This is a genomic window from Caballeronia glathei, assembly GCF_000698595.1.
In the GTDB taxonomy this organism is placed as follows: Bacteria; Pseudomonadota; Gammaproteobacteria; order Burkholderiales; family Burkholderiaceae; genus Caballeronia; species Caballeronia glathei.
In genome coordinates this window covers 162,187-186,941 of record NZ_JFHC01000002.1, presented here as the reverse complement: position 1 = coordinate 186,941, position 24,755 = coordinate 162,187, and the positions used below count along the sequence as shown (strand labels likewise).

The 24,755-nt window shown below is 68.7% G+C and carries 24 protein-coding genes; all 24 read right to left on the bottom strand.

The window, feature by feature from the left end:
- Window positions 1-54: 54 nt before the first annotated feature.
- Entirely contained in the window at window positions 55-1,212 is a 1,158-nt protein-coding gene (gene aepY, locus BG61_RS02680; RefSeq protein WP_035926667.1) for a phosphonopyruvate decarboxylase, read from the bottom strand.
- The gene (gene aepX / locus BG61_RS02675) at window positions 1,205-2,920 is read right to left on the bottom strand and encodes a phosphoenolpyruvate mutase (protein WP_035926152.1); all 1,716 of its coding nucleotides are present in this window, start codon (window positions 2,918-2,920) and stop codon (window positions 1,205-1,207) included. The genes aepY and aepX overlap by 8 nt, the downstream gene beginning before the upstream one ends.
- The gene (locus tag BG61_RS02670; RefSeq protein ID WP_035926153.1) at window positions 2,917-3,681 is read right to left on the bottom strand and encodes a phosphocholine cytidylyltransferase family protein; all 765 of its coding nucleotides are present in this window, start codon (window positions 3,679-3,681) and stop codon (window positions 2,917-2,919) included. The genes aepX and BG61_RS02670 overlap by 4 nt, the downstream gene beginning before the upstream one ends.
- A 24-nt stretch (window positions 3,682-3,705) precedes the next feature.
- Entirely contained in the window at window positions 3,706-4,722 is a 1,017-nt protein-coding gene (locus tag BG61_RS02665; RefSeq protein ID WP_035926155.1) for a flippase-like domain-containing protein, read from the bottom strand.
- Window positions 4,719-5,546 carry a HalD/BesD family halogenase gene (locus BG61_RS02660; RefSeq protein ID WP_035926158.1) on the bottom strand — a complete coding sequence of 276 codons (828 nt, stop codon included), beginning with the start codon at window positions 5,544-5,546 and terminating at the stop codon, window positions 4,719-4,721. Before BG61_RS02660 ends, BG61_RS02665 begins: the two co-directional genes overlap by 4 nt.
- Window positions 5,543-6,241: a CDP-alcohol phosphatidyltransferase family protein gene (locus tag BG61_RS02655; RefSeq protein WP_051672221.1), complete on the bottom strand. Its 699-nt coding sequence runs from the start codon at window positions 6,239-6,241 to the stop codon at window positions 5,543-5,545. The genes BG61_RS02660 and BG61_RS02655 overlap by 4 nt, the downstream gene beginning before the upstream one ends.
- 202 nt (window positions 6,242-6,443) lie before the next feature.
- Window positions 6,444-7,694, bottom strand: a complete 1,251-nt coding sequence (locus BG61_RS02650; protein WP_035926674.1) for an NAD(P)/FAD-dependent oxidoreductase — start codon at window positions 7,692-7,694, stop codon at window positions 6,444-6,446.
- A 91-nt stretch (window positions 7,695-7,785) separates the two neighbouring features.
- Entirely contained in the window at window positions 7,786-8,226 is a 441-nt protein-coding gene (locus BG61_RS02645; protein ID WP_035926159.1) for an excinuclease ABC subunit A, read from the bottom strand.
- Window positions 8,227-8,261: 35 nt separating this feature from the next.
- Entirely contained in the window at window positions 8,262-9,491 is a 1,230-nt protein-coding gene (locus BG61_RS02640; RefSeq protein ID WP_035926162.1) for a beta-ketoacyl synthase N-terminal-like domain-containing protein, read from the bottom strand.
- Window positions 9,488-10,714: a beta-ketoacyl-ACP synthase gene (locus BG61_RS02635; protein ID WP_035926164.1), complete on the bottom strand. Its 1,227-nt coding sequence runs from the start codon at window positions 10,712-10,714 to the stop codon at window positions 9,488-9,490. The genes BG61_RS02640 and BG61_RS02635 overlap by 4 nt, the downstream gene beginning before the upstream one ends.
- Entirely contained in the window at window positions 10,714-11,439 is a 726-nt protein-coding gene (locus tag BG61_RS02630) for a 3-ketoacyl-ACP reductase FabG2 (RefSeq protein ID WP_035926167.1), read from the bottom strand. Before BG61_RS02630 ends, BG61_RS02635 begins: the two co-directional genes overlap by 1 nt.
- The gene (locus tag BG61_RS02625) at window positions 11,436-11,909 is read right to left on the bottom strand and encodes a hotdog family protein (RefSeq protein WP_035926170.1); all 474 of its coding nucleotides are present in this window, start codon (window positions 11,907-11,909) and stop codon (window positions 11,436-11,438) included. Before BG61_RS02625 ends, BG61_RS02630 begins: the two co-directional genes overlap by 4 nt.
- Before the next feature lie 39 nt (window positions 11,910-11,948).
- The gene (locus tag BG61_RS02620; RefSeq protein WP_035926172.1) at window positions 11,949-13,139 is read right to left on the bottom strand and encodes a beta-ketoacyl-ACP synthase; all 1,191 of its coding nucleotides are present in this window, start codon (window positions 13,137-13,139) and stop codon (window positions 11,949-11,951) included.
- Window positions 13,136-15,547, bottom strand: coding sequence for an MMPL family transporter (locus BG61_RS02615; protein ID WP_035926175.1), 2,412 nt, complete (start codon window positions 15,545-15,547; stop codon window positions 13,136-13,138). The genes BG61_RS02620 and BG61_RS02615 overlap by 4 nt, the downstream gene beginning before the upstream one ends.
- Window positions 15,547-16,185 (bottom strand): LolA family protein, encoded by a 639-nt coding sequence (locus BG61_RS02610; RefSeq protein WP_035926179.1) that lies wholly within the window; start codon window positions 16,183-16,185, stop codon window positions 15,547-15,549. Before BG61_RS02610 ends, BG61_RS02615 begins: the two co-directional genes overlap by 1 nt.
- Window positions 16,173-16,601: an acyl-CoA thioesterase gene (locus BG61_RS02605; RefSeq protein WP_035926182.1), complete on the bottom strand. Its 429-nt coding sequence runs from the start codon at window positions 16,599-16,601 to the stop codon at window positions 16,173-16,175. Before BG61_RS02605 ends, BG61_RS02610 begins: the two co-directional genes overlap by 13 nt.
- Window positions 16,594-18,153 carry an HAL/PAL/TAL family ammonia-lyase gene (locus tag BG61_RS02600; protein WP_051672220.1) on the bottom strand — a complete coding sequence of 520 codons (1,560 nt, stop codon included), beginning with the start codon at window positions 18,151-18,153 and terminating at the stop codon, window positions 16,594-16,596. The genes BG61_RS02605 and BG61_RS02600 overlap by 8 nt, the downstream gene beginning before the upstream one ends.
- Complete coding sequence (locus BG61_RS02595; RefSeq protein WP_035926187.1) at window positions 18,140-19,909, bottom strand: glycosyltransferase family 2 protein; 1,770 nt, start codon at window positions 19,907-19,909, stop codon at window positions 18,140-18,142. Before BG61_RS02595 ends, BG61_RS02600 begins: the two co-directional genes overlap by 14 nt.
- The gene (locus tag BG61_RS02590) at window positions 19,906-21,600 is read right to left on the bottom strand and encodes an ApeI family dehydratase (RefSeq protein ID WP_035926190.1); all 1,695 of its coding nucleotides are present in this window, start codon (window positions 21,598-21,600) and stop codon (window positions 19,906-19,908) included. Before BG61_RS02590 ends, BG61_RS02595 begins: the two co-directional genes overlap by 4 nt.
- Window positions 21,597-22,211, bottom strand: coding sequence for a COG4648 family protein (locus BG61_RS02585; protein ID WP_232255984.1), 615 nt, complete (start codon window positions 22,209-22,211; stop codon window positions 21,597-21,599). Before BG61_RS02585 ends, BG61_RS02590 begins: the two co-directional genes overlap by 4 nt.
- Window positions 22,212-22,274: 63 nt before the next feature.
- Window positions 22,275-22,520 (bottom strand): acyl carrier protein, encoded by a 246-nt coding sequence (locus BG61_RS02580; protein ID WP_035926194.1) that lies wholly within the window; start codon window positions 22,518-22,520, stop codon window positions 22,275-22,277.
- Between the two features lie 2 nt (window positions 22,521-22,522).
- The gene (locus BG61_RS02575) at window positions 22,523-22,819 is read right to left on the bottom strand and encodes a phosphopantetheine-binding protein (RefSeq protein WP_035926197.1); all 297 of its coding nucleotides are present in this window, start codon (window positions 22,817-22,819) and stop codon (window positions 22,523-22,525) included.
- Complete coding sequence (locus tag BG61_RS02570) at window positions 22,794-23,654, bottom strand: lysophospholipid acyltransferase family protein (protein WP_035926199.1); 861 nt, start codon at window positions 23,652-23,654, stop codon at window positions 22,794-22,796. Before BG61_RS02570 ends, BG61_RS02575 begins: the two co-directional genes overlap by 26 nt.
- Window positions 23,641-24,339 (bottom strand): beta-ketoacyl synthase chain length factor, encoded by a 699-nt coding sequence (locus BG61_RS02565; RefSeq protein ID WP_035926201.1) that lies wholly within the window; start codon window positions 24,337-24,339, stop codon window positions 23,641-23,643. Before BG61_RS02565 ends, BG61_RS02570 begins: the two co-directional genes overlap by 14 nt.
- Window positions 24,340-24,755 lie beyond the last annotated feature (416 nt).

Below are 24,755 nucleotides of genomic sequence, written 5' to 3'. Positions count from 1 at the left end.
GGCGGCCGCGCTCTCAGCGCGTTCAGTGCGCGTTCAATGCGGATTCAATCGGGGTCAACGACCGGCGAGATGCCTCTGCAGGCGCGCGCGCACGTCTTCCGGCGTGATCGACGGACGCGGCAGGTCGCCGGGCGTACCGGTCCGGATCGACAGCCGCGCGAAGCGCACGCCGTCGACGTCCTTCGCGTCGAACAGGCGGTCGATCACGCCGATATCGTCGCCATCGAGCGCGAGCGCATAGCCACACGCCGACGCGATCGCCGCAAAGTCCACGCCGCGCGACACCGTCGCCTGACCGCCCGTCGATTCGTGCGCGCCGTTGTCGAGCAGCAGGTGCATGAGATTCGCCGGACCGTAGGCGCCGAGTGTCGCGAACACGCCCATGCGCATCAGCGCGGCGCCGTCGCCGTCGAGCGCGACGACCCGCAGGTCGGGCCGCGAAAGCGCGAGGCCGAGCGCCATCGGCGCGACGCAGCCCATCGAGCCGACGAGATACAGCTGGTTCTCGCGATCGTCGATGGCGTAGAGCTCGCGGCCGCAGAAACCCGTCGATGCGAGCACGACCGTCGAGCCTTTCGGCGTGTGCGCGATCACGCGCTGCAACGCGTCGTGGCGCGTGACGCGCTCGCCCGCGAAGCGCTGCGGCTCTACCCGCACGGCGCGTTCACGCACGCCCACGAGACCGGTCTTCTTCAGCGCATACGGCGCGACGCTGCCCTTCTGCATCACGAGCGCGTAGGGCCGGCCGGTGCGGTCCATGTGTTCGGTCGCGCGATCGAGCGCCGGGCCGATCGCATCGGCTTCGGTGGGGAACAGCTCCCACGGAATTTCCATCGTGTCGAGCATCGCGGGCGTGACCGGTCCCATCAGCGCGTGCTGCGGTTCGTCCGCGACGCCGGGCTGGCCCCGCCACGTGACGATCAGAAGCTGCGGCAGCCGGAACGTCCACGTGAGCGACGTGAGCGGGCTCACGGCATTGCCGAGCCCCGAGTTCTGCATCATCGCGATGCCGCGCCGTCCCGTCTGCGCGCCGAGCGCGACGCCCGCGATCAGCGCGACCGCATCGCCCTCGTTCGCGGCCGACACGTAGTGGAGCGTCTCGTCCTGCAGCACGTAGTTGATGAACGGCGTGAGAAACGAGCACGGCACGCCGGCATACCAGTCGAAACCGCGCTCGCGCGCGGCCTCGACAAACTGGGCAGCCTCAATCACGCGCACCCTCCGCGGATGCCGCGCCGCCCGCGCCGTAGGGCGCCTGCGCATGCGCGAAGTCGCCGGCGCGGCGGAAGTCGTCGAGGTCGTTGACGCCGCGCCAGTGGCCGTGCACGTACTGGACCTCGATGCGCTCGCCCGCCGCGACGAGCGCGTTGAGAAGCGCCGCCATGTCGAGCTTGTCGAAGTCCGCGCGCGCCTGCAGGGCGGCGAGCGTCGCAAGCAGGCGCTCGCGCGCGTCGCCGCGCACGTTGAGCAACCCCATCCAGCGGCCTTGCGACGCGCCGGACTGCTGCGCGCCCCCGGCCGCGCTCGCCACGCTCACCACGTTCTGGAGCCACACCTTCTGGCCGAACAGCGCGCGGTCGTCGGGGGTCGAGCAGTAGGCAAAATCGGTCGCGGCGACGCCTGCCTGCGGCGTCTGCGAGGAATCGACCACCACGCAAAAGTCGCTGTCCGACTCGACCAGATTGCGAAGGATGTAGCTGCGGAACAGCAGATCGCCGTAGGAGATCACGGTGTCGCCGGTGAACGACTTCGCGGCGCAGGCAAGCGATGCGAGTTCACCCGTCGCCTCGTGCTTCTCGTTGACGACGAGCCGGATGCCGGAGGTCTCGATCGCGTCCGCGCGATAGCCGCCGACCACCGTGATGTCGTTGATGCCTTCCTTCTTGAACGCCTCGACGAGATGCCGCAGGAGCGGCTTGCCCGCGACCGGCAGCATGACCTTCGGACGCTCGGCCGTGAGCGCTTCCAGCCCCGCCCCGCGGCTCGCGGCAAGCACGACGGCGCCGCGCGACGCGCTCGACGCCGACAGGTACACGCTCTCGGCCGCCGAATACTCGTCGGCGTCCTGCAGGCGGAAGATCTCATTCACGGCGGCGATGCGGTCTTCCACGTTCACGAGCGTCTCGCTCTCGTGGATCTCCTTCGCGATCGCCTGCATCGCGGAAGTCGCGCCGCGAATCAGGTGGTTCGCCCAGATCACCGTGCTGATGCCGGCCTGGCGGAATGCGTCGGTGGGCGTGCTGTAGTACTTGGTCGGCACGATCACGAGCGGACCGCGCCCGGCCCATTCGCGCGCGAAGGTCAGGATTTCGTCGGGCTTCGAGAGCTTGCTGTGGATCAGGATCGCGTCCGCGCCCGCCTGCCGGTAGGCTTCCGCGCGGCGCAGCGCCTCTTCCATGCCCCAGCCCGCAATCAGCGCCTCGACGCGCGCCACGATCGAGAAGTTCGGATCGCTCTGCGAGTCCTTGCCGGCCTTGATCTTGCCGCAGAATTCGTCGATGTCGGCAAGCGGCTGGGCCTCGCCGTTGATGAAGCTGTTGGTCTTCGGAAACTGCTTGTCCTCGATGCAGACACCCGCGATGCCGCGCTGCTCCAGCTTGCGCACGAGCCGCCGCACGTTGTTGAAGTTGCCGTAGCCGGTGTCGCCGTCGAGGAGAATCGGCAGGTCGCTCGCGTCGGCCATGAATTCGAGCATGTCGACGACCTGCGTCCAGCTCGCTTCGTTGTTGTCGCGCACGCCGAACTGCGCGGAGATCGCGAGGCCCGAGCCCCAGATCGCCTTGAAGCCCGCTTCCTTCACGATGCGCGCGGACAGGCCGTTATGCGCCTCCATCATGAATTCGAGGCGATCGCTCTGCAGCATTTCGCGCAGGCGCAGGGTGCGCGAAAATCCGGCGGGGAGGTTTCCTGGTGCGTTCATCGCAATGCTCCGGCAAGCTGACGCAGTTGCGGCAGCACTTCGTCGGCTGCGCGCTTCACGTCGTTTTGAAAGTCGATCTCGATCCACGGCGCGCCGGTCACATCGGCGATATCGAACACGTGGCTTTTTTCCAGCAAAAGGTCGCGCACGGCCTCCTCGTGCGGCAGGTTCGCGCGGCCCGTCGCGACGTAGCCGGCGACGATCTCCGCGAGCCGCTTCGCCGCATGTTCGTCGAAGCGGAAGAAGCCGACCGATTCGCCGATCGTGTCGAAGCGCGTATCGACGGCCACCTGCTTCCTCAGCTCGACCGGCACGCCCTTGTCGACGCACAGCTTCACGGGCTCGTCGCCCGCCTCGAAGTCGCGGTCGATGAGCAGCCGGTTCACATGACGGCCCGCGACGAGCGGTTCGAGCACGCGTTCGTCGTAGAGCACGTCGGCGTCCATCAGCAGCACGTCGCCGCCGCGCGTGAGCGCCTCGGCCGCCGTGTGCACGGACAGCACGCTGCCAAGCGAGAATTCGCCGTTCACGACCACTTCGGTTGCCGGCTTCCAGTCGATCGACGCGAGTTCCGCTTCCACCTGCTCGTGCTTGAAGCCGAGCACGAACACGATCTCGTCGACGCCTGCCGCCTTCAGCAGTTGCAGATGACGTTCAAGCAGCGAGGCCTCGCCGAAGCGCAACAGGCACTTCGGCTTTTGCTGCCCTTCCGGCTGGACGAGGCGCAAGCCCATCCCGGCCGCAAGAATAATTGCGCGCATTCTTGTTATCCCATCGAGGATGAATCAGTCGATCTCCGGCACGCGCGCAAGACGGCGGCGCTGCCAGCCCTTTTCAACGTAATGCAGATAGACGATGCCCGGCAGGCCGAGCAGAAGCTCGCGCGCGCGCTTGGCGAGCGACAGCGCGAGCGCCGCTTCCGGCGGCAGGCCGATCATCCGCGCGAGCAGCAGATAGCCGCCTTCCTGCACGCCGAGCGAGCCCGGAATCGCGAAAGCCGCGCCCCGGATCGCCTGGCCCAGACTCTCGAGTATCAGCGCCTCGGTCCAGCCGACCGGATGTCCGAGCACGCGCAGCGCGAGCCACACCTCGCCCGTGCCGACGATCCAGCCGATCAGACTCAGCGTGAAGCTTGCCGCCACCTTGCGGCGCTCGCGATACATGTCGTGTACGGCGATATCGACGGCTTCGGCGCGCGTGACGAGCGACGACCAGTCGCGCTTGGCGGAGAAGCGCGCCGCCACCGACGACGCGAAGCGCGTCGCGCGGCCGAAGAGGCCGCGCCGCTGCGCGAGATAGAAACCGAAAGTCATCGCGCCGATCAGCACGATCACGACCAGCACGGCAGTGCGCACGCTCGTGCTCGAGCCGCCTGCCGCATGGCTGCCGAGCAGCGCGACCCCGATCAGCGCGAAGATCAGCTGGCCGATGGTCTGCATGGTCGTGCTGACGGTGATGACGGCGGCGGCATCGCGTGCGCGCATGCCGCGCTGCGCGAGATAGCGCACCATCAGCATCGGCCCGCCGATCTGCCCGGCGGGCATCAGGCTGTTGACCGACTCGCCGGTCCAGCGCGCGAGCAGCGCATCGCGAATCGACATGTCGCGGTCGCGGGGCGAAAACAGCACGCCGATGGCGGCCGCGTCCAGAACCACGGGCAAGAGATGAAACGCCGCCACGGCGACGAGCCCCCAGCCGGCCGCGGCGAGCATCGACGCCACCGAGCCGAAGCCTTGCCAGCCGAGCAGCGCGACAAACAACACCACGCCGGCGGACAGCAGGAAGGTGCCGGCGCGGCTCATGCGCTACCGTTCTTGCCGGCTTTGCGGCGAAAGACCTGCCCGAAGCCGAAGTAGGCGATCGAATCCTTCATGTTCGAAATGAAGCGCTGCCACGGCCGCATGTTGGGATTGGTGACGTATTCGAACGTGAGCGACACGCGCATCTCGTTCGCGCCGAGCGGCGTGATGCGATGACGCAGCTTGTCGCCGTCGAAGAAGACGAGCGCGCCCGGCGGATACTGCACCGAGCCGGGTTCGTCGGGGATGTCGGCGTTGCGCGTATGCAGCTCGTAATCCAGGCGGCACGACGAATCGTCGATCACGCCGAGCAGCATCGTGTAGCGGCGTCCGTCGTAATAGGACGTGTCGTAATGCCAGCCGATGTGGTCGCCCGGCCGCGTATAGAAATAGAGCGCGTAGGCATGCGGATCGTCGGGGGGCGACACCTGGAGTTTGTCGCCGCTGATCGTCTCGAGCCAGCCGATCAGCGCTTGCGAGCGGTACAGGTCCGCGACGAAAGGCGCGAGCTTGTCGATCGCGTGACGGCTCACGCTGCCGCCCTGCTTGTGCCCCGGCAGATAGTTGCGGTTCACGGCGGGCATCACCGTGTGGACCGCTTCGATCAGGCGCTCGGTGTAGTCGCGCGGCAGGAAATCTTCGAGATAGAGAAAGGACCCTTGCTTGTCGAACGATTCACGCAGTGGCCCAGCCTTCAGTTCACGCAGGCGGGCATTCAGCGTTGCGTCGATTTCCTGCGCCGACGGGTGCGCCGCGCGGGCGCTGCGCGGGGTGCCGCGATTGTCATTCACGGGCTGCGTGGCGGCCGTGCTCGCTGTCTGATTCATCGTGCTGTCTGATAATCGTTGCCGTCGGTGTCCTTGCCAGGCCCAATGCGCTTCGACATCCGCCTGACCACCCGCTGATAGTCCACGGCAACCCACGCGGCGAAAAGCGGCGCACCGATCGCGGCCGCAAGGAGAAACGGGGTCATGCCGTTCAGGAGCGTCACGACCGGCAGCAGATACAGCACGTCTTCGGTTTCGAAGCCGGCCATCGACGCCTGCTTCGTGCCGTCCTTGCCGGCCATCGATTCGATGCGCATGCGCAGGAAGAAGATCAGCGCGACCGCCACGCCCGCAATGCCGCCGAGCCACTCGGCCGGCACGATGAGCGACGGATGGTGAACACCTACATAAAAGCCGAGGCCGAGGAAGAGCAGCACGGTCACGAGCGCGTCGCTGGCGAGATCGTAAAAATGACCGATCTTGCTCGACTTGCCGCTGATGCGGGCCAGCTCGCCGTCGGTGTGATCGACGAAATTGGACAGCGCGATCAGGAGGGCCCCGAGCGTGCAGAGCCAGAATGCCCCAAGCGACAGATAGTACGCGCCTGCCACGCCGATCAGGAGGCGCAGCGTCGTCAGATGATTTGGCGTGACGGGCGTGTCGACGAGGGGCGTAACGAGTCGGCGCGCGAGCCGCGCGTCCCATGTGACAGGCTCTGGAACCGCTCGAGCGTTGGTCGGACTTGATTTTGTCATGTTCGCGAATATATCTCGATTCCGGGATACGTGCATATTCGTGGAGGCCGCCATCGACCTCCTTCAAAACCGCACGAAAAACGTTCGTCGACAACGTTCTCGCGCGATTATCGCAGCCCCGGATCGAATGCGTTCGGACGTGCGGCAAAAATTACCAACCAACGACGGACTGGACGGACTGCCACGACGCCCGGCCCGCGCGTCATTTCGCCGCCGTCGCGGCGCAGACCTGATGGAGCGCGTCGAGACGCCGCGCCGGCTGGGCGACAAACGGGTTGGTCTCGTCCCACGCATAGCCCGCCAGCACCGCGCTGATCATCCGCCGAATCGAGTCGCTCTGTTCCTTGTGGAAGATGATGTCCTGCAATTCGCCTGTATACCACCGTTCGACGAACGCGCGAAACGTGTCGATGCCGCGGCGCAGCGGCTTGTCGTAGCCGCTCGTCCAGTCGACGGTGTCTCCTTTCAGGTGGGATTCGAGCACCTGAACCGCGAGGTGCGCGGAGCGCAGCGCGATCGTCACGCCGGATGAAAACACCGGATCGAGAAACTCGCCCGCGTTGCCGAGCAGCGCATAGCCCGGGCCGTGCAGGCGCTCGACGTTCGCCGCATAGCCGCCGATGTGCCGCGCCGGCATGCAGAACGGCGCATCGCCGATCAGCGCGCCGATGGTCGGCTCGCTGCGGATCAGTTCGCGCAGCGTGGCGTCGCGCTCGCCTTCGGGCACGTCGAGAAACGCGCTTTGCGCGACACATCCCACCGACGTGCGGCCGCGCGCGAGCGGAATCATCCAGAACCAGACGTCGCTGCGCTCCGGATGCACGCCGATCACGATCTTGTCGCGATCGGTCGCGCCGGCCGGGATGCGGTCCAGCACGTGCGTGAAGAGCGCGCTGCGAACGGGCATGCGCGTCGGCGCTTCCAGGTTCAGGAGGCGCGGCAGCACGCGGCCGAAGCCGCTCGCGTCGAGCACGAAGCGCGCATGCACGCGATAGGCGTTGCCCGCCTCGTCGGCGACATCGAGCTCGGGCGTGTCGCCCGTCTTCATCGCGCGCACCGTGTGGCCGAAGCGGACGTCGGCGCCCGCCTTCGCCGCGCAGCCGATCAGGATCTGATCGAACGCTGCGCGCTCCACCTGATAGGTCGTGCCCCAGCCCTCTGAATGCTTGTCGCGGAAGTCATACGCCGACGACTCCCCGCGCCGCACGAAATGCGCGCCGTTCTTGAACTGAAAGCCCGCCTCGACGACCGCCTGCAGCATGCCCGCTTCTTCCAGATAGGCCATGCTCTGCGGCAGCAGGCTCTCGCCAATCGAAAAGCGCGGGAAATGCTGGCGTTCGAGCACGAGCACCGAGCGGCCGCGCTTTCGCAGGAGCGCCGCCGCCACGGCACCCGAAGGACCCGCGCCGATGATCGCGACATCCACGGTCGCATCGTATACAGCCTCGCTCATCGCGATATTCTCCATTCATTCGCCGCCTGCCCCGCCTGCACGCGATGCGCCGTGACGCATCGCCTGACAGCACGTACCGCGGCAGACGGCCTCAGTTGCCGATCCTGACGACGTCGCCCTTCAGCGCGACGCCCGCGATGACCGCGCCCGCGCCGCACGTGTAGTCCGTTGCGCTCGAAGTCTCGTTGTTGCGGTAGTTGCTGCGGATGTTGATCACCGCATTGCCGCCTTCCTTGCGCGCGCGCTCCTGCAGTTCGAGCACCGCCGACAGGAACACGTGGCGGCAGGCGACCTCGTCGCTCTTGCCGAATGCGTTGGTCTTCTTGTTGGTCGCGAACTCGCCGAACGATTTCGACGCCGCCGGGTGCGGCTGACCCGCGAAGTAGAGCTTCACGTCGTCGCCGACTTTCTCCGCGCCTTCGCCGAGCTTCAGGGCGTCCGCGACCGGATAGGCGTGAACCGTGTCGCGCGCCTGGACCTGCGTGGCCGCGCAGGCGATCGCGAGCGCGGCGAACATCATCGACTGCTTCATTCTTGTTGTTCCCTTCCTGGTTGAAATACGCGTGGTCAAAACGTCTGCTGGTCGTGGTATGCGGCGAAAGCCAGGCACGCCGCCACGCCGCCGAAACCGAACGATACGGAGAGCGCATCGCGCAGGCGCGCCTGCCGCGTCTCGACGACGAGCGGCAAACCGTGCGTAGCGGGATCGCGAGCGTCGAGGTTCGGCGTGCCGGCGAGCCAGCCGCGCTCAATCATGAGGAGCGTGTAGATCGCCTCGTGCGCGCCGCTCGCGCCGAGCGGATGACCGGTGAGCCCCTTCACCGAAGAGAACGGCGGCAGCTCGCTGCCGAACACGTCGGTGAGCGCGCCGAGCTCCTCGATGTCGCCGAGCGGCGTCGAGGGCGCATGCGTGTTCACGTAGCCGGGCACGCGGCCGTTCGCGGCGGCGCGGATCGCGCGCGCGATGCCGCGACGGCGTGGCGCGACCATGTCGGCGCCATCGGTGGCCTGCCCGAAGCCGGTGATCTCGCCGTGAATCCGCGCGCCGCGCGCGAGCGCGTGATCGAGCGATTCGAGCACGAGCACGCCCGCGCCCGACGCGAGCACGAAGCCGTCGCGCGATTCGTCGTAGGGCCGCGACGCGCGCCCGGGTACGTCGTTGAACCGGTGCGACACGACGCCCATCGCACCGAAGAGCAGCGCCGAGCCGTCGTGCAGTTCATCGCTGCCGCCGGCGAGCACGATGTTCTGCGCGCCGCTTTCGATGAGCCGCATCGCCTGTCCGATCGCGAGCGCGGAAGTCGTGCACGCCGACGACGGCGAGTACGTCACGCCCTCCACGCCGAACGCATGGGCGACAGCCGCCGAGCAGGTGCTGCTCATCGCGCGCGGCACCGTGTACGGTCCCGCCTTGCCTGCGCCGTGCGCGCGAACGAGGTCCATGGCTTCGTCGTAGGCCGCGAGCGAGCCCGTGCCCGAGCCGATCACCGCACCCGCGTCGGGCGCGCGAAGGCGCGCCGGATCGAGGCCCGCATCGCTTACGGCCGAGCGCGCCGCGTGACACGCAAAGCGCGCCGTATCGCCGAGAAAGCGCTCGATCCTGCGATCGAATGGCGGCTCGTTCGCGACGCTCGCCACGCCCGCCACCTGGCTCACGAAGCCGCGCTCGCGCCACGCATCGATGCGCACGATGCCCGGGCGTGCCGCGCAGAGCGCATCGGCGACGGCGTCGAGCGTATTGCCGAGGCACGAGACGATGCCCATCCCCGTCACGACGACTCGTCTTCGCGAACTCATGCGCAGCGCCTGAAGATCAGCGACGTATTGATGCCGCCGAACGCGAAGTTGTTGCTCATCACGTATTCGGTTTCGATTGCGCGCGTGCCGCCCGTGATGTAGTCGAGCGACGCGCACGCCGGGTCCACTGTGTCGAGGTTGAGCGTGGGCGCGAACCAGTTGCGCCTCATCATTTCGATGCTCCACCACGCCTCGATCGCGCCGCACGCGCCGAGCGTGTGGCCGATGTAGCTCTTGAACGAACTGAGCGGCGCGCGCTCGCCGAAGATTTGCGCGGTCGCGTGGCTCTCCGCGACATCGCCGCGATCCGTCGCGGTGCCGTGCGCGTTGACATAGCCGATCGCGCCGGCCGAAAGCCGCGCGTCGTCGAGCGCGAGCTGCATGGCCCGCGCCATCGTCGCGGCAGTCGGCTGGGTCATGTGCGTGCCGTCCGAATTCGTGCCGAAGCCGGCGATCTCCGCGTAAATCGTCGCGCCGCGCGCCTTCGCGTGCTCGTATTCCTCGAGAATCAGCGTGCCCGCGCCCTCGCCGATCACGAGGCCGTCGCGCCTTGCGTCGAACGGGCGCGGCGTGAGATGCGGCTCGTCGTTGCGCGTGCTGGTCGCGTACAGCATGTCGAACACCGCCACCGCCGGGCCCGACATCTCTTCCGCGCCGCCCGCGATCATCAGCGTCTGGCGGCCCGACGCGATCGCCTCGTAGGCATATCCGATCGCCTGGCTGCCGGAGGTGCACGCGCTCGACGTCGGGATCACGCGGCCCTTCAGGTCCCAGAACAGGCCGACGTTCACCGCCGTCGTGTGCGCCATCATCTGGACGTAGGTGTTCGACGTGACCGCGCTCATCGAGCCGGTTTCGAGCATCGTGCCGAACGCGCGGATCGGCTCGACCGATCCCGACGACGAGCCATAGGCGACGCCCATGCGGCCGTCGCTGATCGATGCGTCGCCGGCGAGGCCCGCGTGCGCGAGCGCGAGCTCGCTCGCGCGCACCGCATAGAGCGACACCCGGCCCATCGACCGCGTCTTCTTGCGCGGATAGCCGTCGGGCGCGTCGAACGACGGCAGCGGCGCGGCAACGCGCGTGTGCAGCGCGTCGAAGAAGTCCCACTCGGGCATGCGGCGCACCGCGTTGCGGCCCGCGAGCAGGTTGGCCTCGACCGCCGCCCAGTCGTTGCCGAACGCGGTCACGCCGCCCATGCCAGTCACCACGACGCGCTTCATCACACAATCCCGCCGTTCACGCCGATCACCTGGCGCGTGACATAGGAGGCCGCGTCCGACATCAGGAAACCGACCAGCGACGCCACTTCCGCCGGCTGGCCGACGCGGTTCATCGGTACGGTCCTGAGCGCGTGCTCGATCGGCACATCGTCGATCATGCCGGTTTCGATCAACCCCGGCGCCACGCAGTTCACCGTGATATTGCGGCTCGCGAGCTCGACAGCAAGCGCCTTCGTCGCGCCGATCATGCCCGCCTTCGCCGCGCTGTAGTTGACCTGCCCGCGATTGCCGATCACGCCCGACACCGATGCGATCGTCACGATGCGCCCGCCCTGCTTCGCGCGGACCATCGGCATCGTGAGCGGGTGCAGGACGTTGTAGAAACCGTCGATGCCGGTGTCGATCACGAGGTCCCAGTCTTCGTCGGTGAGCGCCGGGAACGCGGCGTCGCGCGTGACGCCCGCGCTGCACACCGCGCCGTAGTACGCGCCGTGCGCGGCGATGTCGGCTTCGATCGCGGCCCGGCATTCGGCGCGGTCGCGCACGTCGAATTGCAGCACGCGCGCCGAGCCGCCCTGCGCGATGATGCCCGCGACGACCGCATCCGCTTCCGCGCGGCCGGTGCGGCAATGCACCGTGAGCGCGAAACCGTCGCTCGCAAGTTGATACGCAATCGCGCGGCCGATGCCGCGGCTTGCACCGGTGACGAGAACACGCCGGCTCATGGGGTGAGGCTCCCTTCGATGAATGACTGAAAATCGGCTGGCTGGAACACCTTGATGACGGCGTCGGCCAAACGCGTGCCGTCGTCGCTGCAGATCGCGCATTCGTAGGCGCCGTGGCCTTGCGCCGCGCGCAGCAGCTCGCTTGCGTCGATGCGAAGGCGCGCGCCGCCCGCAAACGCCGCCTGTCTCGCTTCGTACCGGCGCGCGCCGAGCAGCACGCCGGGCCGCGCGCTGCCGCCCTCGCGGCGCGCGAGGAGCCCCACGTGCGCGGCGATCGCCTGCGCCATCAGCTCGATGCCGATCCACGCGGGCATCGCGCCGTCGGCATCGGCATACCATGCGCCGGAATCGACGCGGGCCGCGACGCTCACCGACTGCTCCGTGAAGTCGAGCACCGCGTCGACGAGGCGCATCGTGCCGCGATGCGGCAGCAGTTCGTCGATGGGCGGAAAGGACGTGTCGTGGCTCATGGCTTATCCGGCGAGTTATTCGGCGAGCTATCGGGCGAGTTATCCGGCAAGAATCAGGCTCGCGTTGCTGCCGCCGAACGCGAACGAATTGCTCATCACATGCGATGGGCCGGCAAGGCGCCGCTTGTCCTCGACGAGATCGAGACGCGGCAGCGCGGGATCGGCTTTTCCGTCCCACAGATGGCGCGGCAGGTCGATGCGCGGCCGCGCATTCGATTCGTCGAGCGCGAGCCACGCGAAGCCGAGTTCGGTCGCGCCCGCCGCGCCGAGCAGATGCCCGGTGTACGGCTTCGTGCCGCTCGTCGCGACGCCGTGCGCAAAGACCCGCGCCATCACCTGCGCTTCCATCGCGTCGTTCTTCGGCGTCGCGGTCGCGTGCAGGTTCACATAGTCGATGGACTGCGCGCCAAGGCCCGCGTCGGCGAGCGCCGCGCGCAGCGCCGCCTCGGCGCCTGCGCCCTGCGGGTCCGGCGCGGACACGTGATGCGCGTCGCTCGATTCGCCCGCGCCCGCGAGCGAAACCTGCGCTTCGTCACGGCTCATCAGGAATACGGCGGCGCCCTCGCCCACGTTGATGCCGCAGCGGTTCACGCTCATCGGATTGCTGCGCACGAGGCTCGTCGATTCGAGCGACGCGAAGCCCTGCACGGTGAGCTCGCACAGCGTGTCCACGCCGCCCGCAATCACCGCGTCGCAGAGATTCGCCCGCAAGAGCCGTTGCGCCGAGATCACCGCCTTCGCACTCGACGTGCACGCCGTCGACACGGTGAACGCGGGGCCGTGAAGATCGAGCGCACGCGCGGCGAACTGCGCGACCGTGCCGATCTCCATCTGCCGGTAGTTGAATTCCGGCGGCAGGGTCCCGGAGCGCGAGCGATGCAGCAACGCGGTTTCCGCCGCCTCGATGCCCGACGTGCTCGTCCCGAGCACCACGCCGATGCGCGCGGCGCCATAGCGCTCGCGCGCCGCTTCGATGTGGGCGCGGATCTGTTCGAGCGCGAGCAGCAGCAGCCGGTTGTTGCGGCAGTCGTAGCGCGCGAGCGCGGGCGGCGGCGCGCGGTCGAGCGGCGCGCTCACCCGCCCGACGAACGCGGGCTCGCCGTTGCCGACACGCGCCACGCCCATGCCGGGCGCGTGCACCGCGTCGAGTGCGCGCGCGATCTCGCCGGTGTCGTGACCCAGCGCATTGAGCATGCCGAGCGCATGCAGGTAGACACGGGGGCCTTTCATCGCGTCTCCTCGGGTGAAGCGTCGAGCGGCCGGCGCGTTGCGTTCAGGCCCATCGGCGCGAGCACGACCGCGACCGCGATGCCGGCCGCGAGCGTCGCGCCGAAGCTCGCGAGCGCCGGCATCGAGCTCAACGCGAGCATGCCGAACGACAGCAGCGTCGTCGCGGCGGAAAGCAGCACGCCGGTCCAGACCGCGCCGAGCTGCGCGCCTTCGCGCGCGCAGCCTTCGCGCAGGAACACCGCATAGTTCGAGCCGACGCCGAGCACGAGCATCAGCGCGAGCCAGTTGAAAAGATTCAGCGGCACGTTCGCATAGCCGAAACCCGCGAGCGCCGCGCCGACCGCAAGCGCGACGGGCGCCGCCGTCGCCACCGCGCCGCGCAGGCCGTACTGCCACGCGAGCGACGCGAACACGACGACGAGCGCGCCCGCGAGCCAGAGGCTCGCATCGAAGCGATAGGCGCCGAAGAGCTTCGACACGCTCCCCGCCTTGTCGACGAATGTTACGCCCGGCAGCGTCGCGGCGAGCGACGCGAGCGCGGGCAATGCGCGCTCGGCTGCGCCCGTGGGCAGCACGACCGCAGCGCTCACGCCCGGCTGCACGTTGCCGAGCCACAGATGCCGGTACGGCTGCGAGATCGGCGCGCGCAGCCAGTCGTCGATCGTGAGCGGCCGCGTGTCGCGCGCGTGCGCCGCGAAGTAGGCGCCTGCGACTTCATCGCGAAAGCCCGCCTTCGACATCAGCGCGCGCAAGGCATCGGGGTCCGCGAACACGTGCCTGTCGAGCAGCGCGCGGTTCTCCGCCTGCGTGCGCGCGGACGGCACGAACGACGTCACCGCCTGCGCGCCCTTCAACCGCCCGTCCGCGACGAATGCATCGAGCCGCGCGACGAGCGCTTCGGTGCGCTCGAGCACCGCCTCGTCGTTCGCGCCCTTCACGACGAAGAACTGCGAGCCGCCGTCGAAGCCCGTCGCCTGCCGGATCGCGTCTTCCTGCGAGACGAGGGATGCATCGCGCTGGATCAGCAGATGGACGTCGTCGTCGCTCGTCGCGCGCAGCCAGCCGGGCACCGACACCGCGACGACGAGCACCGCCACGATCATCGCGCGGCGCCCGCGCAACGCGGCGCTCCAGCGCGCGAGGAGGCGCCCGGCACGCTGGAAGAGCCGCGCGGGTGCGCGCTTCGCCGGTTCGACGAGCAGCGCGGGCAGCAGCCACAGCACCGACGCGAACGCCGCCCCGATGCCGACGATCGCGAAGCACGCGATCTGCCTGAGCGCCGGAAACGGCACGCCCGCGAGGATCGCGTAGCCGAAGAGGCTGGTGGCGAGCGCGACCGTCAGCGCGGGACGCACGGCGCGCGCGCCGCGCCGTGCGTGCCAGCGGCGCCCCGCCGAGAGATACACCACGAAGTACTGAATCGAATAGTCGACGGCTTCGCCGATCAGGCTCGCGCCGAACACGAGCGTCAGCAGATGCAGCTTGCCGAAGACGAGGAGCGTCGCGGCGAGCGCGCAGACGATGCCGATCGCCGTAGACGCGAAGCCGAGCACGATCAGGCGCGGCGAGCGGAAGACCCAGAGCATCAGCAGCGCAATGCCGACGGCCGAGACCGCGCCGATCACATGCACCTCGCGCTCGGCCGACCGGCGCGCGACGTCCGCGTAAAAAACGGCGCCGGTGCGCGCGAGCGTCACGCCCGGGTAGCTGCGACGCAACTCGCCCTCGGCGCGCGTCACCGCGTCGCGCACGGCATGCTGCGTCGCGGACTCGTAGGCCGATGCGGGCAGCGTCGCGTTGACGAGCACGCTCGTCGATGCGCCGCGATGCATGACGAGCATGTTGTCTTCGAGATCGAGATTGCCCGCCGAGAGCGGCAGCGTGGCGAGGAAATGTTCGAGCCAGCCGAAGGGGTCGTCGGCAAGCCTGGTCGCGAGGCCGCCGCGCATCGGCGCGTAGAGGCGCCGTGCGAGCGCGTCGGAAAGATCGGCGCCGCTTGCGAGCGACGCGCCGTCGTCGGCGCTCAAGAGGCCGAAGCGGTGCGGCGCATAGAGCCGCGCGATCTGCGAGAGGTCGAACGGCGGCAGCTCCGCGAGCACGTTGCGCAACGCGCCGCTTTGCGCAAGCGATGTGCCGAACGCGCGCGCCGCGGCCCTGGTCTTCTCCGGGTCGTTGCCCGTGACGAGGAACACCGTGCGGTCGCCCATCGCGGAGGCGAGCGAATCGACGGCGCGCTCGGCGACGGGATCGGCTTCGGTCGGCGGCAAGAGCGCGAGCAGATTGGTCTGAAGCGGCGACGGCCCGGCAAAGCGCATCGCGCAGTAGGCGCCCGCGGCGAGCGCAAGCAGAAGCCACGCGAGGCGAACGGCCCACGTCGATCGGACGCTGACGCGTGCTTCGTACAGCATCAGTGCGCTCCGAAGAGCGCGCGCTCGGCGGCCGGCAGGCCGTCGAGCGTCGTGCTGCCGGTGAACTCCATGCGCGTCACGTCGCCGCTCGCGGTGCTCAGTTGCAGGTTCGTGAGATACGCGCCGCCTTCGAGCGTCAGGCCCTTGAGTGCCTGCGCGATCTGCGGCTGATTGGGCGTCAGCTGCATCGTCCAGTGCTCGGGCGTGCCGCTCGCCTTCACGTCGAACTGCGAATAGAGCGAGGAGAGATCGCCCGCCAGCATCGAGCGCATCATCTTCGACACCTGCCCGACGCCCGCGGGCGAGCGCGTGCCGCGCTGCACGCGCTGCCCGCCGGCGTTCACTTCGACCACGCCCGCGTCGCTGATCACGTAGGTCGCGCGATACGGATCGTCGATGCGCCAGATCACACCCTGATCGCGCGCGAACACGAGCGAGCCGTGGCTCACGAGCGGCGCCTTCATCGCGGCAAGCGTCTGCGTCTGCGTGAAGCGGGCGCGCACGGCGAGCGGCCGCGCAAGCCGCGCGGCGATCTGGTTCACGAGCGCCGGTTCGCCCTGGGCGAACGCGCCCGCCGGCAGCGCGGCGAAAAGGGTCAGCGCCATGAGGGCGCGGCGCGTGCGGTTCATCGCGACCATGCCTTTTCGAGCTTGTCGAACACGACGGGCGGCGACACGAACTGCAACTCCTCTGTCGCCTCGTGAACCGCGACCTGGATCGTGTGGCCTTTCGTCAGCACCGTGGCGCTCCCGACATCCACGATCTCGTACGCGATCTTCAGGCGGTTCTCGTACTCGACGAGCGTCGCGCGCACTTCGAGCCGCTGCCCGTAGACCGCGGGACGGATGAACTTCAGGTGGCAATCGACGATCGGCCACAGATAGCCCGACGCCTTCATCTCGCGATAGTCGTAGTCGAACGCGCGCAGGAGCGCCGCGCGGCCGAACTCGAAATACTTGAGGTAGTTGCCGTGCCAGCAGACGCTCATCGCGTCGACGTCGTGAAACGGCACCTCGAAGGCCACCGATGCGCGCAGCGTGCGTGCTTCAGTCATGGGCGCGTCCTCCCTTCATCAGTGCGCGGCCGGAGATGCGCGCAAGGAGGGCGCGCAGGTCGGCTTCGAGCGGCCGGTCTTCGTCGACGAACGGCGACGCTTCGCTCACCGAGTCGATGAACGTGCGCAGCGGCGCCGGGATGCGCGTGGCGGGGTTCAGGGCGAGACGCAGGCGCACCGCCTGTACGGTCGCGAGCGTATGCGCGGCGGCGACCTGCTCGGTCAGCGTGAGCACGCGCAGGCAGTCGCGCGCGGCGATCGTGCCCATGCTCACCTTGTCCTGGTTGTGCGCTTCGGTGGAGCGCGAGAACACGCTCGCGGGCATCGTGAGCTTGAGCGCCTCCGCGGTCCACGCCGACGACGAGATCTGCACGGCCTTGAACCCGTGATTGATCGGCGCGCGCTCGCGGCTCGCGCCCGACAGGTTGCGCGGCAGGCCGTTGCTGAACTTGTCGTCGACGATGAGCGCGAACTGGCGGTCCATCAGGTCCGCGAGATTCGCGACGGCCGTCTTGAGCGCGTCCATTGCGAACGCGATGTGCCCGCCGTAGAAGTTGCCGCCGTGATAGACGTCGCCGCTGTCGGGGTCGATGAGCGGATTGTCGTTCGCGCTGTTGAGCTCGTTCTCCACGTCGCGCCGGATCCACGAGAGCGCGTCGCGCGCCACGCCGATCACGTGCGGGGCGCAGCGAATCGAATAGCGGTCCTGCAGGCGGTGCCCGGGGGTGTCGGGGCGGCCCGCCAGATCGGCGCGAATGAACGCGGCCGCTTCGGACTGGCCCGCGTGCGGCTTCGCGTCGAAGATGAACGGGTCGAAGTGCGCGGCGCGGCCGTCGAGCGCGACGGTCGCAAGCGCCGTGAGCCGGCAGGCGAGCCGCGTCAGATGCTCGGCACGCGCGAACGCGAGGCACGCGAGGCCCGTCATCACGGCCGTGCCGTTCATCAGCGCGAGCCCTTCCTTCGGCGCGAGCGAGAGCGGCGCCTGGCCGAGCGTGGTCCATGCGTCGCGGGCATCGCACAGCGCGCCGTCGAACGACACCTCGCGCTCGCCGACGAGCGCCGCGGCGACATACGACAGCGGCGTCAGGTCGCCGCTCGCGCCGACCGACCCTTCCGACGGAATGCGCGGCAGCACGCGGTGGTTGATGAGATCGGCGAGCCGTTCGAGCAGGACGGGCCGCACGCCCGACACGCCGTACGCAAGCGACGTGAGCCGCGCGGCGATGACGGCGAGCGTCTCCTCGTCGCTCAGATACGCGCCCATGCCGCAGCCGTGATAGCGCGTGAGCTGAAGCGGCAGTGCCTCGACGAGTTCCATCGGCACGTCGACGACGCACGCGTCGCCATAGCCCGTCGTCACGCCGTAGACGGTCGCGCCCGAGGCGAGGCGTTCGCGCAGCAGATCCGCGCCGCGCTGGATGCGCGCGCGCCACGAAGGGTCGCCACAGAGTGTCACGCGCCGCCGGGCGGTTGCGATCGCGACGATGTCCTCGATCGCGAGGCGCCTGCCGCCGACCGTGACCGTCGCGGGCTTCAGATCATGTTCGGCCATGGCGTAGTGTCTTTGCATTCGATGAGGCAACCGCCGGCCGGTGCCAGAAGTCGTAGAAATTGAACCATTGATAAGGCGCCTTGCGGCAGTAGTGTTCGAGCCGCGCGGCGTATTGCTGCGCATGGCGCGCGATGCGCCCCGCGCGCTCGCCGCGCGGCAGTTCGATGCGCTCGGCAAAGCGCTCGAAGTGGAGCCGGTAGCGCCCCGCTTCCCTGATGCAGAAGAACAGGTAGACCGGGCAGCCGAGCAGATGCGCGAGGACGTACGGCCCCTGCGCAAACGGCGCGTCGGCGCCGAGAAAGCGGGCGTCGACGGTACGGCCCGATTCGTTGGCAGGCACGCGGTCGCCGACCATCACCAGCAGTTCGCCCGCGTCGATGCGCTCCTGCATCAGGAGCGCGGTCTCCGGGCCGACGTCGCCGATTTCCAGCATGCCCAGCCGGAACGACTCGTTCGCATGCGCGAGCATGCTGTTGAAGCGGTGCGCGTGCCCGGTGTAGACGATCGCCGTCACGCGCGCGAAGTTGCCGCGCGCGGCGAGCGCCCGCGTCATCTCCAGGTTGCCCAGATGCGCGCCGATCACGAGCGCGCCCTTGCCGCTCGCGACGAGTTCGTCGAAGGCGCTCGTGTCGTCGAACGAGACGGCGTCCGGCGGCACGCGGCCCGTCCATGCGGCGAGCTTGTCGAGGCCCGATCGCGCGAAGGCGAGCATGTGACGATAGGCCGTCGTCCAGCCGGGCCTGGGTGTCGCGCCCGGCGGCGAAACTTCGGCCAGTTGCGCGAAGTAGCGATGCGACGCCGCCCTCGCAGGCCCGCCCGTCAGCACGAAATACGCGACGACCGGATGCAGCCACAGCGACGTGAAGCCGACGCCGAAGACGCGGCAGCACAGCGCGAGCAGGCCGATGCCGAGGCTGCTGCCGCGTTCGCCGATGCGCCACCAGCGCGCCGCATCGCCGCTGTCCTTGCCGTTGTCCCTGCCTTTGTCCTTTTCGTCGCGTTTCTGCGCGCGGCGCGGCAGCACGCGGCGCCCGAGCAGCAGCGGCGCGCGCCACAGCATGCCGAACACGAGCCGCGCATGGGTCGCGCTGATGCGCACGTTGTCCCGCAGCACGTCGAAGTGCGACACGCCGTCCGCCGCGTAGGTGACGCGCGTCGGAATGCTTTCGAAGCGCATGCCGCGCCAGAAGAGGCGCACGAGAATCTCGATGTCGAAGTCCATGCGCGTGCCGAGCCGGACGCTGTCGATCAGCGCGCACGCCGCGTCGAGCGGATACAGGCGAAAGCCGCACATCGAATCGCGAATCTCGAGCGACAGCGTTTCGATCCACACCCACACGTGCGTAACGTAGCGCCCGTAGAGACGCGACTTCGGCACGCTCTCGTCGTACACCGGACGTCCGAGGATCAGGGCGCCGGGATGCTCGTTCGCCGCCGCGAGAAAACGCGGCACGTCGGCGGCGTCGTGCTGGCCGTCGGCGTCGATCTGCAGCGCATGCGAATAACCGGCGGCGCGCGCGGCGCGCAGCCCCGCCATCACCGCCGCGCCCTTGCCGCCATTTTCCGGCAGGCGCAGCACCGTGACCTGCGGCGCGTACCGTTCGCGCAGCGCGGCGAGCGCGCGCTGCGTCGCGTCGTTGCTGCCGTCATCGACGACGATCACCGGCAGCCCGTGCGGCACGAGGCGCGCGAGCGTTCCCGCGATCGCTTCGTCGTGGTTGTAGATCGGAATGACGATGCAGGCGCAAAGACTCATGCTTCATCGCCCCGATAGACGATCACGCCGGACGCGCACTCGCGCGCGTCCATCCGGTACTGGAACCGCACGCGCGCATTCGCCGCGCTGTGATCGAGCGTGAGCCGCAGCGACGCACCTGGCGAGACCGGCGCGAGAAACTTCAGGCGCTCGATGCCCGTGACATGGCGAACGCGCGGCGCGTGGCGCTCGGCGAGACGAATCGCCCAGTCGATCTGCACGACGCCAGGCAGGATCGGCAAGCCGGGGAAATGACCCGCGAAGTGCGACAGGGTTGCGGGCACGCGCAGGTCGAACGCGATCGTCTCGCCGGTGCGCACTTCCGCGAGGACTTCAGGACCGTGCTCGCGTGCGGCGAACTCGGCGGCGAGCGCCGAGGCCGGCAGCTTGCCGCGCGCGTCGAAGGGCAGCGCCGCGCGAAAACGCCAGTGGCGCGGCAGGAGCGCGACATCGATGTAATCGGCAAGATGGCGCCGCAAGGTCCGCGCGATGCCGTTGCGCCCGGTCTCGCTCCACGCGGCCGCGCCCTCGTCCGACAGCACGATCACCGCGCCGAGCCGCTCACGCGCGCCCCCGCCCTCGCCCTTGCCTCTCTCCTTGCCTTCGAGACCGACCACCGCCGCGAGCCGCACGTACGGATGCTGCGCGAGCCGCGCTTCGAGCTCGGTGAGCGAGACACGCTTGCCGTCGAGCTTCAGCACGCGGTCGAGCCGCCCAAGAAGCCGGAAGCGCCCTTCGCCGTCGAAGCGTGCGGCGTCGTCGGTGAGATGCCAGCGGTCGTGGCCGAGATGCGGCGAGCGCACGGCGAGCGCACCGGTGTCGTGAAGGCGCGTCTGCACGCCGTGCAAGGGCGTCCACGCATCGGTCTCGCTCTGACGCCGCCACGCGATCCCGCCGGTTTCCGTGCTGCCGAACACTTCGACCGGCGCGGCGCCGAACGCGTCGGCATAACGGAGCGCGACGTCGCGTGCAAGCGGCCCGCCCGACGAAAAGAAGCACAGCGGCGCGAGATGCGCGAAACCGTCGATGAGCGGCCAGCGCGCGAGATGCGCGGGGCTCGACACGACCGCACAGGCGCCGCACGCATCGATGCGCGCGCGCAGTTGCGCGGGCTCCGCGCACGTCGCGCGATCGAACGGCCGGCCCGCCGCGAGCGGCCAGAACACGCGAAACAAGAGGCCGTAGATATGGTGATGCGGCACGCTCGCGAGTATCGTCGCGCCGCCGAGGCGCTCGCCCCATTCGGCTTCGAGCGTGCGCACCTCGGCGTCGAGCTGCGCGAGCGTCTTGCGGATCGGCTTCGGCGCACCGCTCGTGCCGGACGTGTAGAGCGTGAGCGGCGCATGGGCGTCGATCGTGAGCGCAGGCGCGGGGCGCTGCTCGCGATCCGTGCCGAGGTCGGCGTCGCGCAGCACGACGTCGAACGCCTCCGACAGATCCGCGAGATGGCCCGCCGTCGCGTTGGCCGGGATCACCGGCTCCTTGCCTGCCGCGAACAGCGCGAAAAGCGCGCAGGCGAAATCGTACGGGTCGTCGATGCAGAGCGCGTAGCGCCGCTCGCGCATCGCCGCGAAGCGCGACGCGAGCGCCGTCACGCGCGCCCGAAACGCATCGAAGCGGATCGCCTGGGCGCCGTCGCGGCATACCGGCCGCACGGACGCAACGCCGAAGAGTTCGTGCAGCGCGATCATGCGTGACCGACCCCGCCGCGGCGCGGCTTGACGAACGCGTGGCGCCACGCGATCTCGCCGGCGAAGAGCACGCCGATCAGCGCATAGGCGATCACGCCGTTGTAGAGCGCCCACGCATCGCGCGAAAACGCGTGGGCCGTGTAGGCGGAGAACGCGCCGTTCAGCACGAAGAACGCGCACCAGACCTGCGTCACGCGCCGCGTATAGGCGATCGCGCGCGGCGGAAGGTCGGGCTCGTGCGCGCGTGCGAACTTTTCGATCATCGAAGGCGGGTGCGCGAGCGTCGCGCCGAACGCGGCGAGCAGCCCCGCATTGACGAGCGCCGGATAGCAGCGCAGGAGCGTCTCGCTGTTGGTGAGCGCGATCGCCGCCGACGCGGCGCTCAGCCCGCCCGCGATGCACCAGTCGAGCGTGGAGAGCCGCCGCAGCGCGCTCGCGATATCGCCCGCGCCGAGCCAGCGCTGAAGCCACAGCAGCGCGAAGAGCGCGACGCCGATATAGCGCGGCTCGCCGAGGCGCCATGCGCACAGGATCACGACGGGATAAGCGAGCTTGAGCGCGCCCTGCAGCAGCACGCCGGGCACCGAAGGCGCGCGCCGCTGCGACGCGATCGCCTGCGCGTTTGCGCGCCGCACGGTGTCGATGCGCCGGCTGAGATCGGTATCGGACGGCAATTACGCGGCCAGCAGCGATTCGACGGCGCCGATCACGTCGCCGACGGTGCGCACGGTCTTGAACTCTTCCGGCTTGATGCGCCGGCCGGTCATTTCCTGCAGCTTGATCGCGAGATCGACTGCATCGATGCTGTCGAGATCGAGGTCCTCGTAGAGATGCGCCTCGGGTGTCACCTTCGACGGCTCGATGCCGAAATTGTCCTGGAATATGTCGCGGATGCGCGCGAGGATTTCGTCTTCGTTCATGGTCACTCCCCCTGTTTTGCAGCGTCGGTGCACGCTGCGGCTTCACGCTGGCTTGCCACCAGCGCCGCCAATGTGCTGATCGAGCGGAAATGCTCGCGCGTGCGGGCATCGTTCGCGGCGATCGTCAATTGATAGTGCTTGCGCAGCACGATACCGATCTCGAGCGCGTCGATCGAATCGAGGCCGATGCCGTCGGTGTCGAAGAGCGGCGCGTCGTCGTCGATATCGGCGGGCGTCATGTCTTCGAGGTCGAGCGCCTCGATCAACAGCGTCTTAATTTCCAGTTTTAAAGAATCCATACTCGAACAGGTGTTGGGTGATGTGGGTTTGCAGGCCCTTCGCGAGCGAGCGCGCGGCAAGCGCGGGCGGCTCGGCGGGCGTCGTCCACTGGCGCGCGCAGACGGCACCGAGCACCGCCACGCGCAGCCTGAACGGCCGGGGCGGAACGTGGTACCAGCGCAGCGCCTTGGTGAACACGGGCGGGTCGCAGTCGATCAGCACGGGAACGATCGGCGTGTCGGCGGGCTGGTCGTCGTGGCCGCCGCGCTCGCTCGCGCGCTCCGACAGCGCGATGTGCGCGAAGCCGCGCGAGAACGGATGCAGCGCGTCGCCCGCGGGGCTGCGCGTGCCTTCCGGGAACACGATCATCGAATAGCCCGCCCGCAACTGCCGCGCGCCCTCTTCGACGAGGACGACCGGATCGGCGTTGCTCACGTAGTTCGCCGCGCGCACGATGCCGTAGAAGCACGGATTGCGCCAGTGCGCGTGCTTCACGACGCAGCACGCCGAGGGCAGGAGCGAGAGCAGCACCATCACGTCGAGGTAGGTCGGGTGATTCGCGACCACGATCGCGCCTTGCGACGCCGCGCGCCGCAGGTCGCCGCGCACTTCGAGCTTCATCACGCCGATCGCCTGCAGCATGCCGACGAACGCGCGGAAAAAGAGATGAATCACGGTCGTGACGGCGCGCTGCCGCGACGCGCGATGCGGCCAGATCAGCGCGAGCGGAAACAGCACGAGCGAGAAGGCCGTCCCGCAGATGCCGAACAGCAGGAAGCTCAGGCCGGTCGCGACGAAGCGCCAGCCGTGGCCGAGCCGCGCGAAGAACGATGCCCTCACTTCAGGCCGCCCCATCGTGCCACCGCCATTGCCAGCGGCTCGCGTCGGCGCCCGCCGACTGCCAGCCGGCGGACTGCTTCGTTTCGAGCGCGTGCTGAAGCGCTTCGCTCTGGCTTGCAAAGAGCGCTTCGTCCTTTGGCTGCGGCGCGCCGCTCACCACACATTCGAGCCGCGCGGGCGACGTGTCGTCGATGAGCAGCGCGAGCGCGCCGCCCGGCACGTCGCGCTCGATCTCGCCGTAGGTCGCGCCGACCGGCTCGTCCGCATAGACGACGAGCACCGGCGACGCCGGATCGTCCACATACTGCGTGTAGCCTTCGAGGAGTGCGTAGCCGAGCGTTTCCTCGCCCGAGGACACCGCCGTCGCCGCCGAGCGGTCGCCGCGGGCGATGCCGAACACGCCCGTCATCGCATTGAGCACGGAGAGGCTGAACGCGGTCGGCGACACCGGTTCGCGCGCGCTCATCGCGTCGAGGATGTCGGTCGTGCGGCGCAGCTCGCCGTGGCGTGACGCGAATACCACGCGTGCGTGCGGATACGGCGCGGCGCAGTCGTGCGCCACCTTCAGCGCCGTTTTGGAGAGTGAACTCAGCCGCCGGCGCAGCATCGGCTCGATGAACCCGAGATCCGCCGGCGTGACCGCGCCGCCGGTCGACGCGGACCAGCGAGCAATCGGAACTGTCCATTGGAGTTCGGGCATGGCGGTATGTATCGATGGATGGCGAACGGCCGGCCGGTTCTATTATGGTTTCGGGCGCCTTTGGCGTCGGGCGCCGGGTCGGGCCGGTCTGTCTGGTGGTCTGGAGACTCTTTAACGGCATCAGCGGCGAATTGTTTAGCGTCCGCTTAACGCGGGCGCTTCGCCCGGGATGACTGCGGACAGGCGGTTTCGCCGCCCGGCACAGATCATACTTAAGTTCGCGCTTCAGATCATCTCGCACGCAATCTAATCGCGCGTACGCCACGGATTATTAAAGGTTTTTGCTGCAAAACCTTTCGTTTTTACACTTGCTAAGAAAAGCGCGGATTTTGAAACGAAAAGGATTTTCTTTCGAAAACATTACCTTATGAGGAATCTCGCGGGGCGGCTTAACCGGCGGGCATTTCCGGGGGGAT

What these genes read in the sequence shown, in the direction of transcription:
- aepX (WP_035926152.1), bottom strand. Translation starts at nt 2,920, where the DNA reads ATGAACGCACCAGGAAACCTCCCCGCCGGATTTTCGCGCACCCTGCGC.
- BG61_RS02670 (WP_035926153.1), bottom strand. Translation starts at nt 3,681, where the DNA reads ATGCGCGCAATTATTCTTGCGGCCGGGATGGGCTTGCGCCTCGTCCAG.
- BG61_RS02665 (WP_035926155.1), bottom strand. Translation starts at nt 4,722, where the DNA reads ATGAGCCGCGCCGGCACCTTCCTGCTGTCCGCCGGCGTGGTGTTGTTT.
- BG61_RS02660 (WP_035926158.1), bottom strand. Translation starts at nt 5,546, where the DNA reads ATGAATCAGACAGCGAGCACGGCCGCCACGCAGCCCGTGAATGACAAT.
- BG61_RS02655 (WP_051672221.1), bottom strand. Translation starts at nt 6,241, where the DNA reads ATGACAAAATCAAGTCCGACCAACGCTCGAGCGGTTCCAGAGCCTGTC.
- BG61_RS02650 (WP_035926674.1), bottom strand. Translation starts at nt 7,694, where the DNA reads ATGAGCGAGGCTGTATACGATGCGACCGTGGATGTCGCGATCATCGGC.
- BG61_RS02645 (WP_035926159.1), bottom strand. Translation starts at nt 8,226, where the DNA reads ATGAAGCAGTCGATGATGTTCGCCGCGCTCGCGATCGCCTGCGCGGCC.
- BG61_RS02640 (WP_035926162.1), bottom strand. Translation starts at nt 9,491, where the DNA reads ATGAGTTCGCGAAGACGAGTCGTCGTGACGGGGATGGGCATCGTCTCG.
- BG61_RS02635 (WP_035926164.1), bottom strand. Translation starts at nt 10,714, where the DNA reads ATGAAGCGCGTCGTGGTGACTGGCATGGGCGGCGTGACCGCGTTCGGC.
- BG61_RS02630 (WP_035926167.1), bottom strand. Translation starts at nt 11,439, where the DNA reads ATGAGCCGGCGTGTTCTCGTCACCGGTGCAAGCCGCGGCATCGGCCGC.
- BG61_RS02625 (WP_035926170.1), bottom strand. Translation starts at nt 11,909, where the DNA reads ATGAGCCACGACACGTCCTTTCCGCCCATCGACGAACTGCTGCCGCAT.
- BG61_RS02620 (WP_035926172.1), bottom strand. Translation starts at nt 13,139, where the DNA reads ATGAAAGGCCCCCGTGTCTACCTGCATGCGCTCGGCATGCTCAATGCG.
- BG61_RS02615 (WP_035926175.1), bottom strand. Translation starts at nt 15,547, where the DNA reads ATGCTGTACGAAGCACGCGTCAGCGTCCGATCGACGTGGGCCGTTCGC.
- BG61_RS02610 (WP_035926179.1), bottom strand. Translation starts at nt 16,185, where the DNA reads ATGGTCGCGATGAACCGCACGCGCCGCGCCCTCATGGCGCTGACCCTT.
- BG61_RS02605 (WP_035926182.1), bottom strand. Translation starts at nt 16,601, where the DNA reads ATGACTGAAGCACGCACGCTGCGCGCATCGGTGGCCTTCGAGGTGCCG.
- BG61_RS02600 (WP_051672220.1), bottom strand. Translation starts at nt 18,153, where the DNA reads ATGGCCGAACATGATCTGAAGCCCGCGACGGTCACGGTCGGCGGCAGG.
- BG61_RS02595 (WP_035926187.1), bottom strand. Translation starts at nt 19,909, where the DNA reads ATGAGTCTTTGCGCCTGCATCGTCATTCCGATCTACAACCACGACGAA.
- BG61_RS02590 (WP_035926190.1), bottom strand. Translation starts at nt 21,600, where the DNA reads ATGATCGCGCTGCACGAACTCTTCGGCGTTGCGTCCGTGCGGCCGGTA.
- BG61_RS02580 (WP_035926194.1), bottom strand. Translation starts at nt 22,520, where the DNA reads ATGAACGAAGACGAAATCCTCGCGCGCATCCGCGACATATTCCAGGAC.
- BG61_RS02575 (WP_035926197.1), bottom strand. Translation starts at nt 22,819, where the DNA reads ATGGATTCTTTAAAACTGGAAATTAAGACGCTGTTGATCGAGGCGCTC.
- BG61_RS02570 (WP_035926199.1), bottom strand. Translation starts at nt 23,654, where the DNA reads ATGGGGCGGCCTGAAGTGAGGGCATCGTTCTTCGCGCGGCTCGGCCAC.
- BG61_RS02565 (WP_035926201.1), bottom strand. Translation starts at nt 24,339, where the DNA reads ATGCCCGAACTCCAATGGACAGTTCCGATTGCTCGCTGGTCCGCGTCG.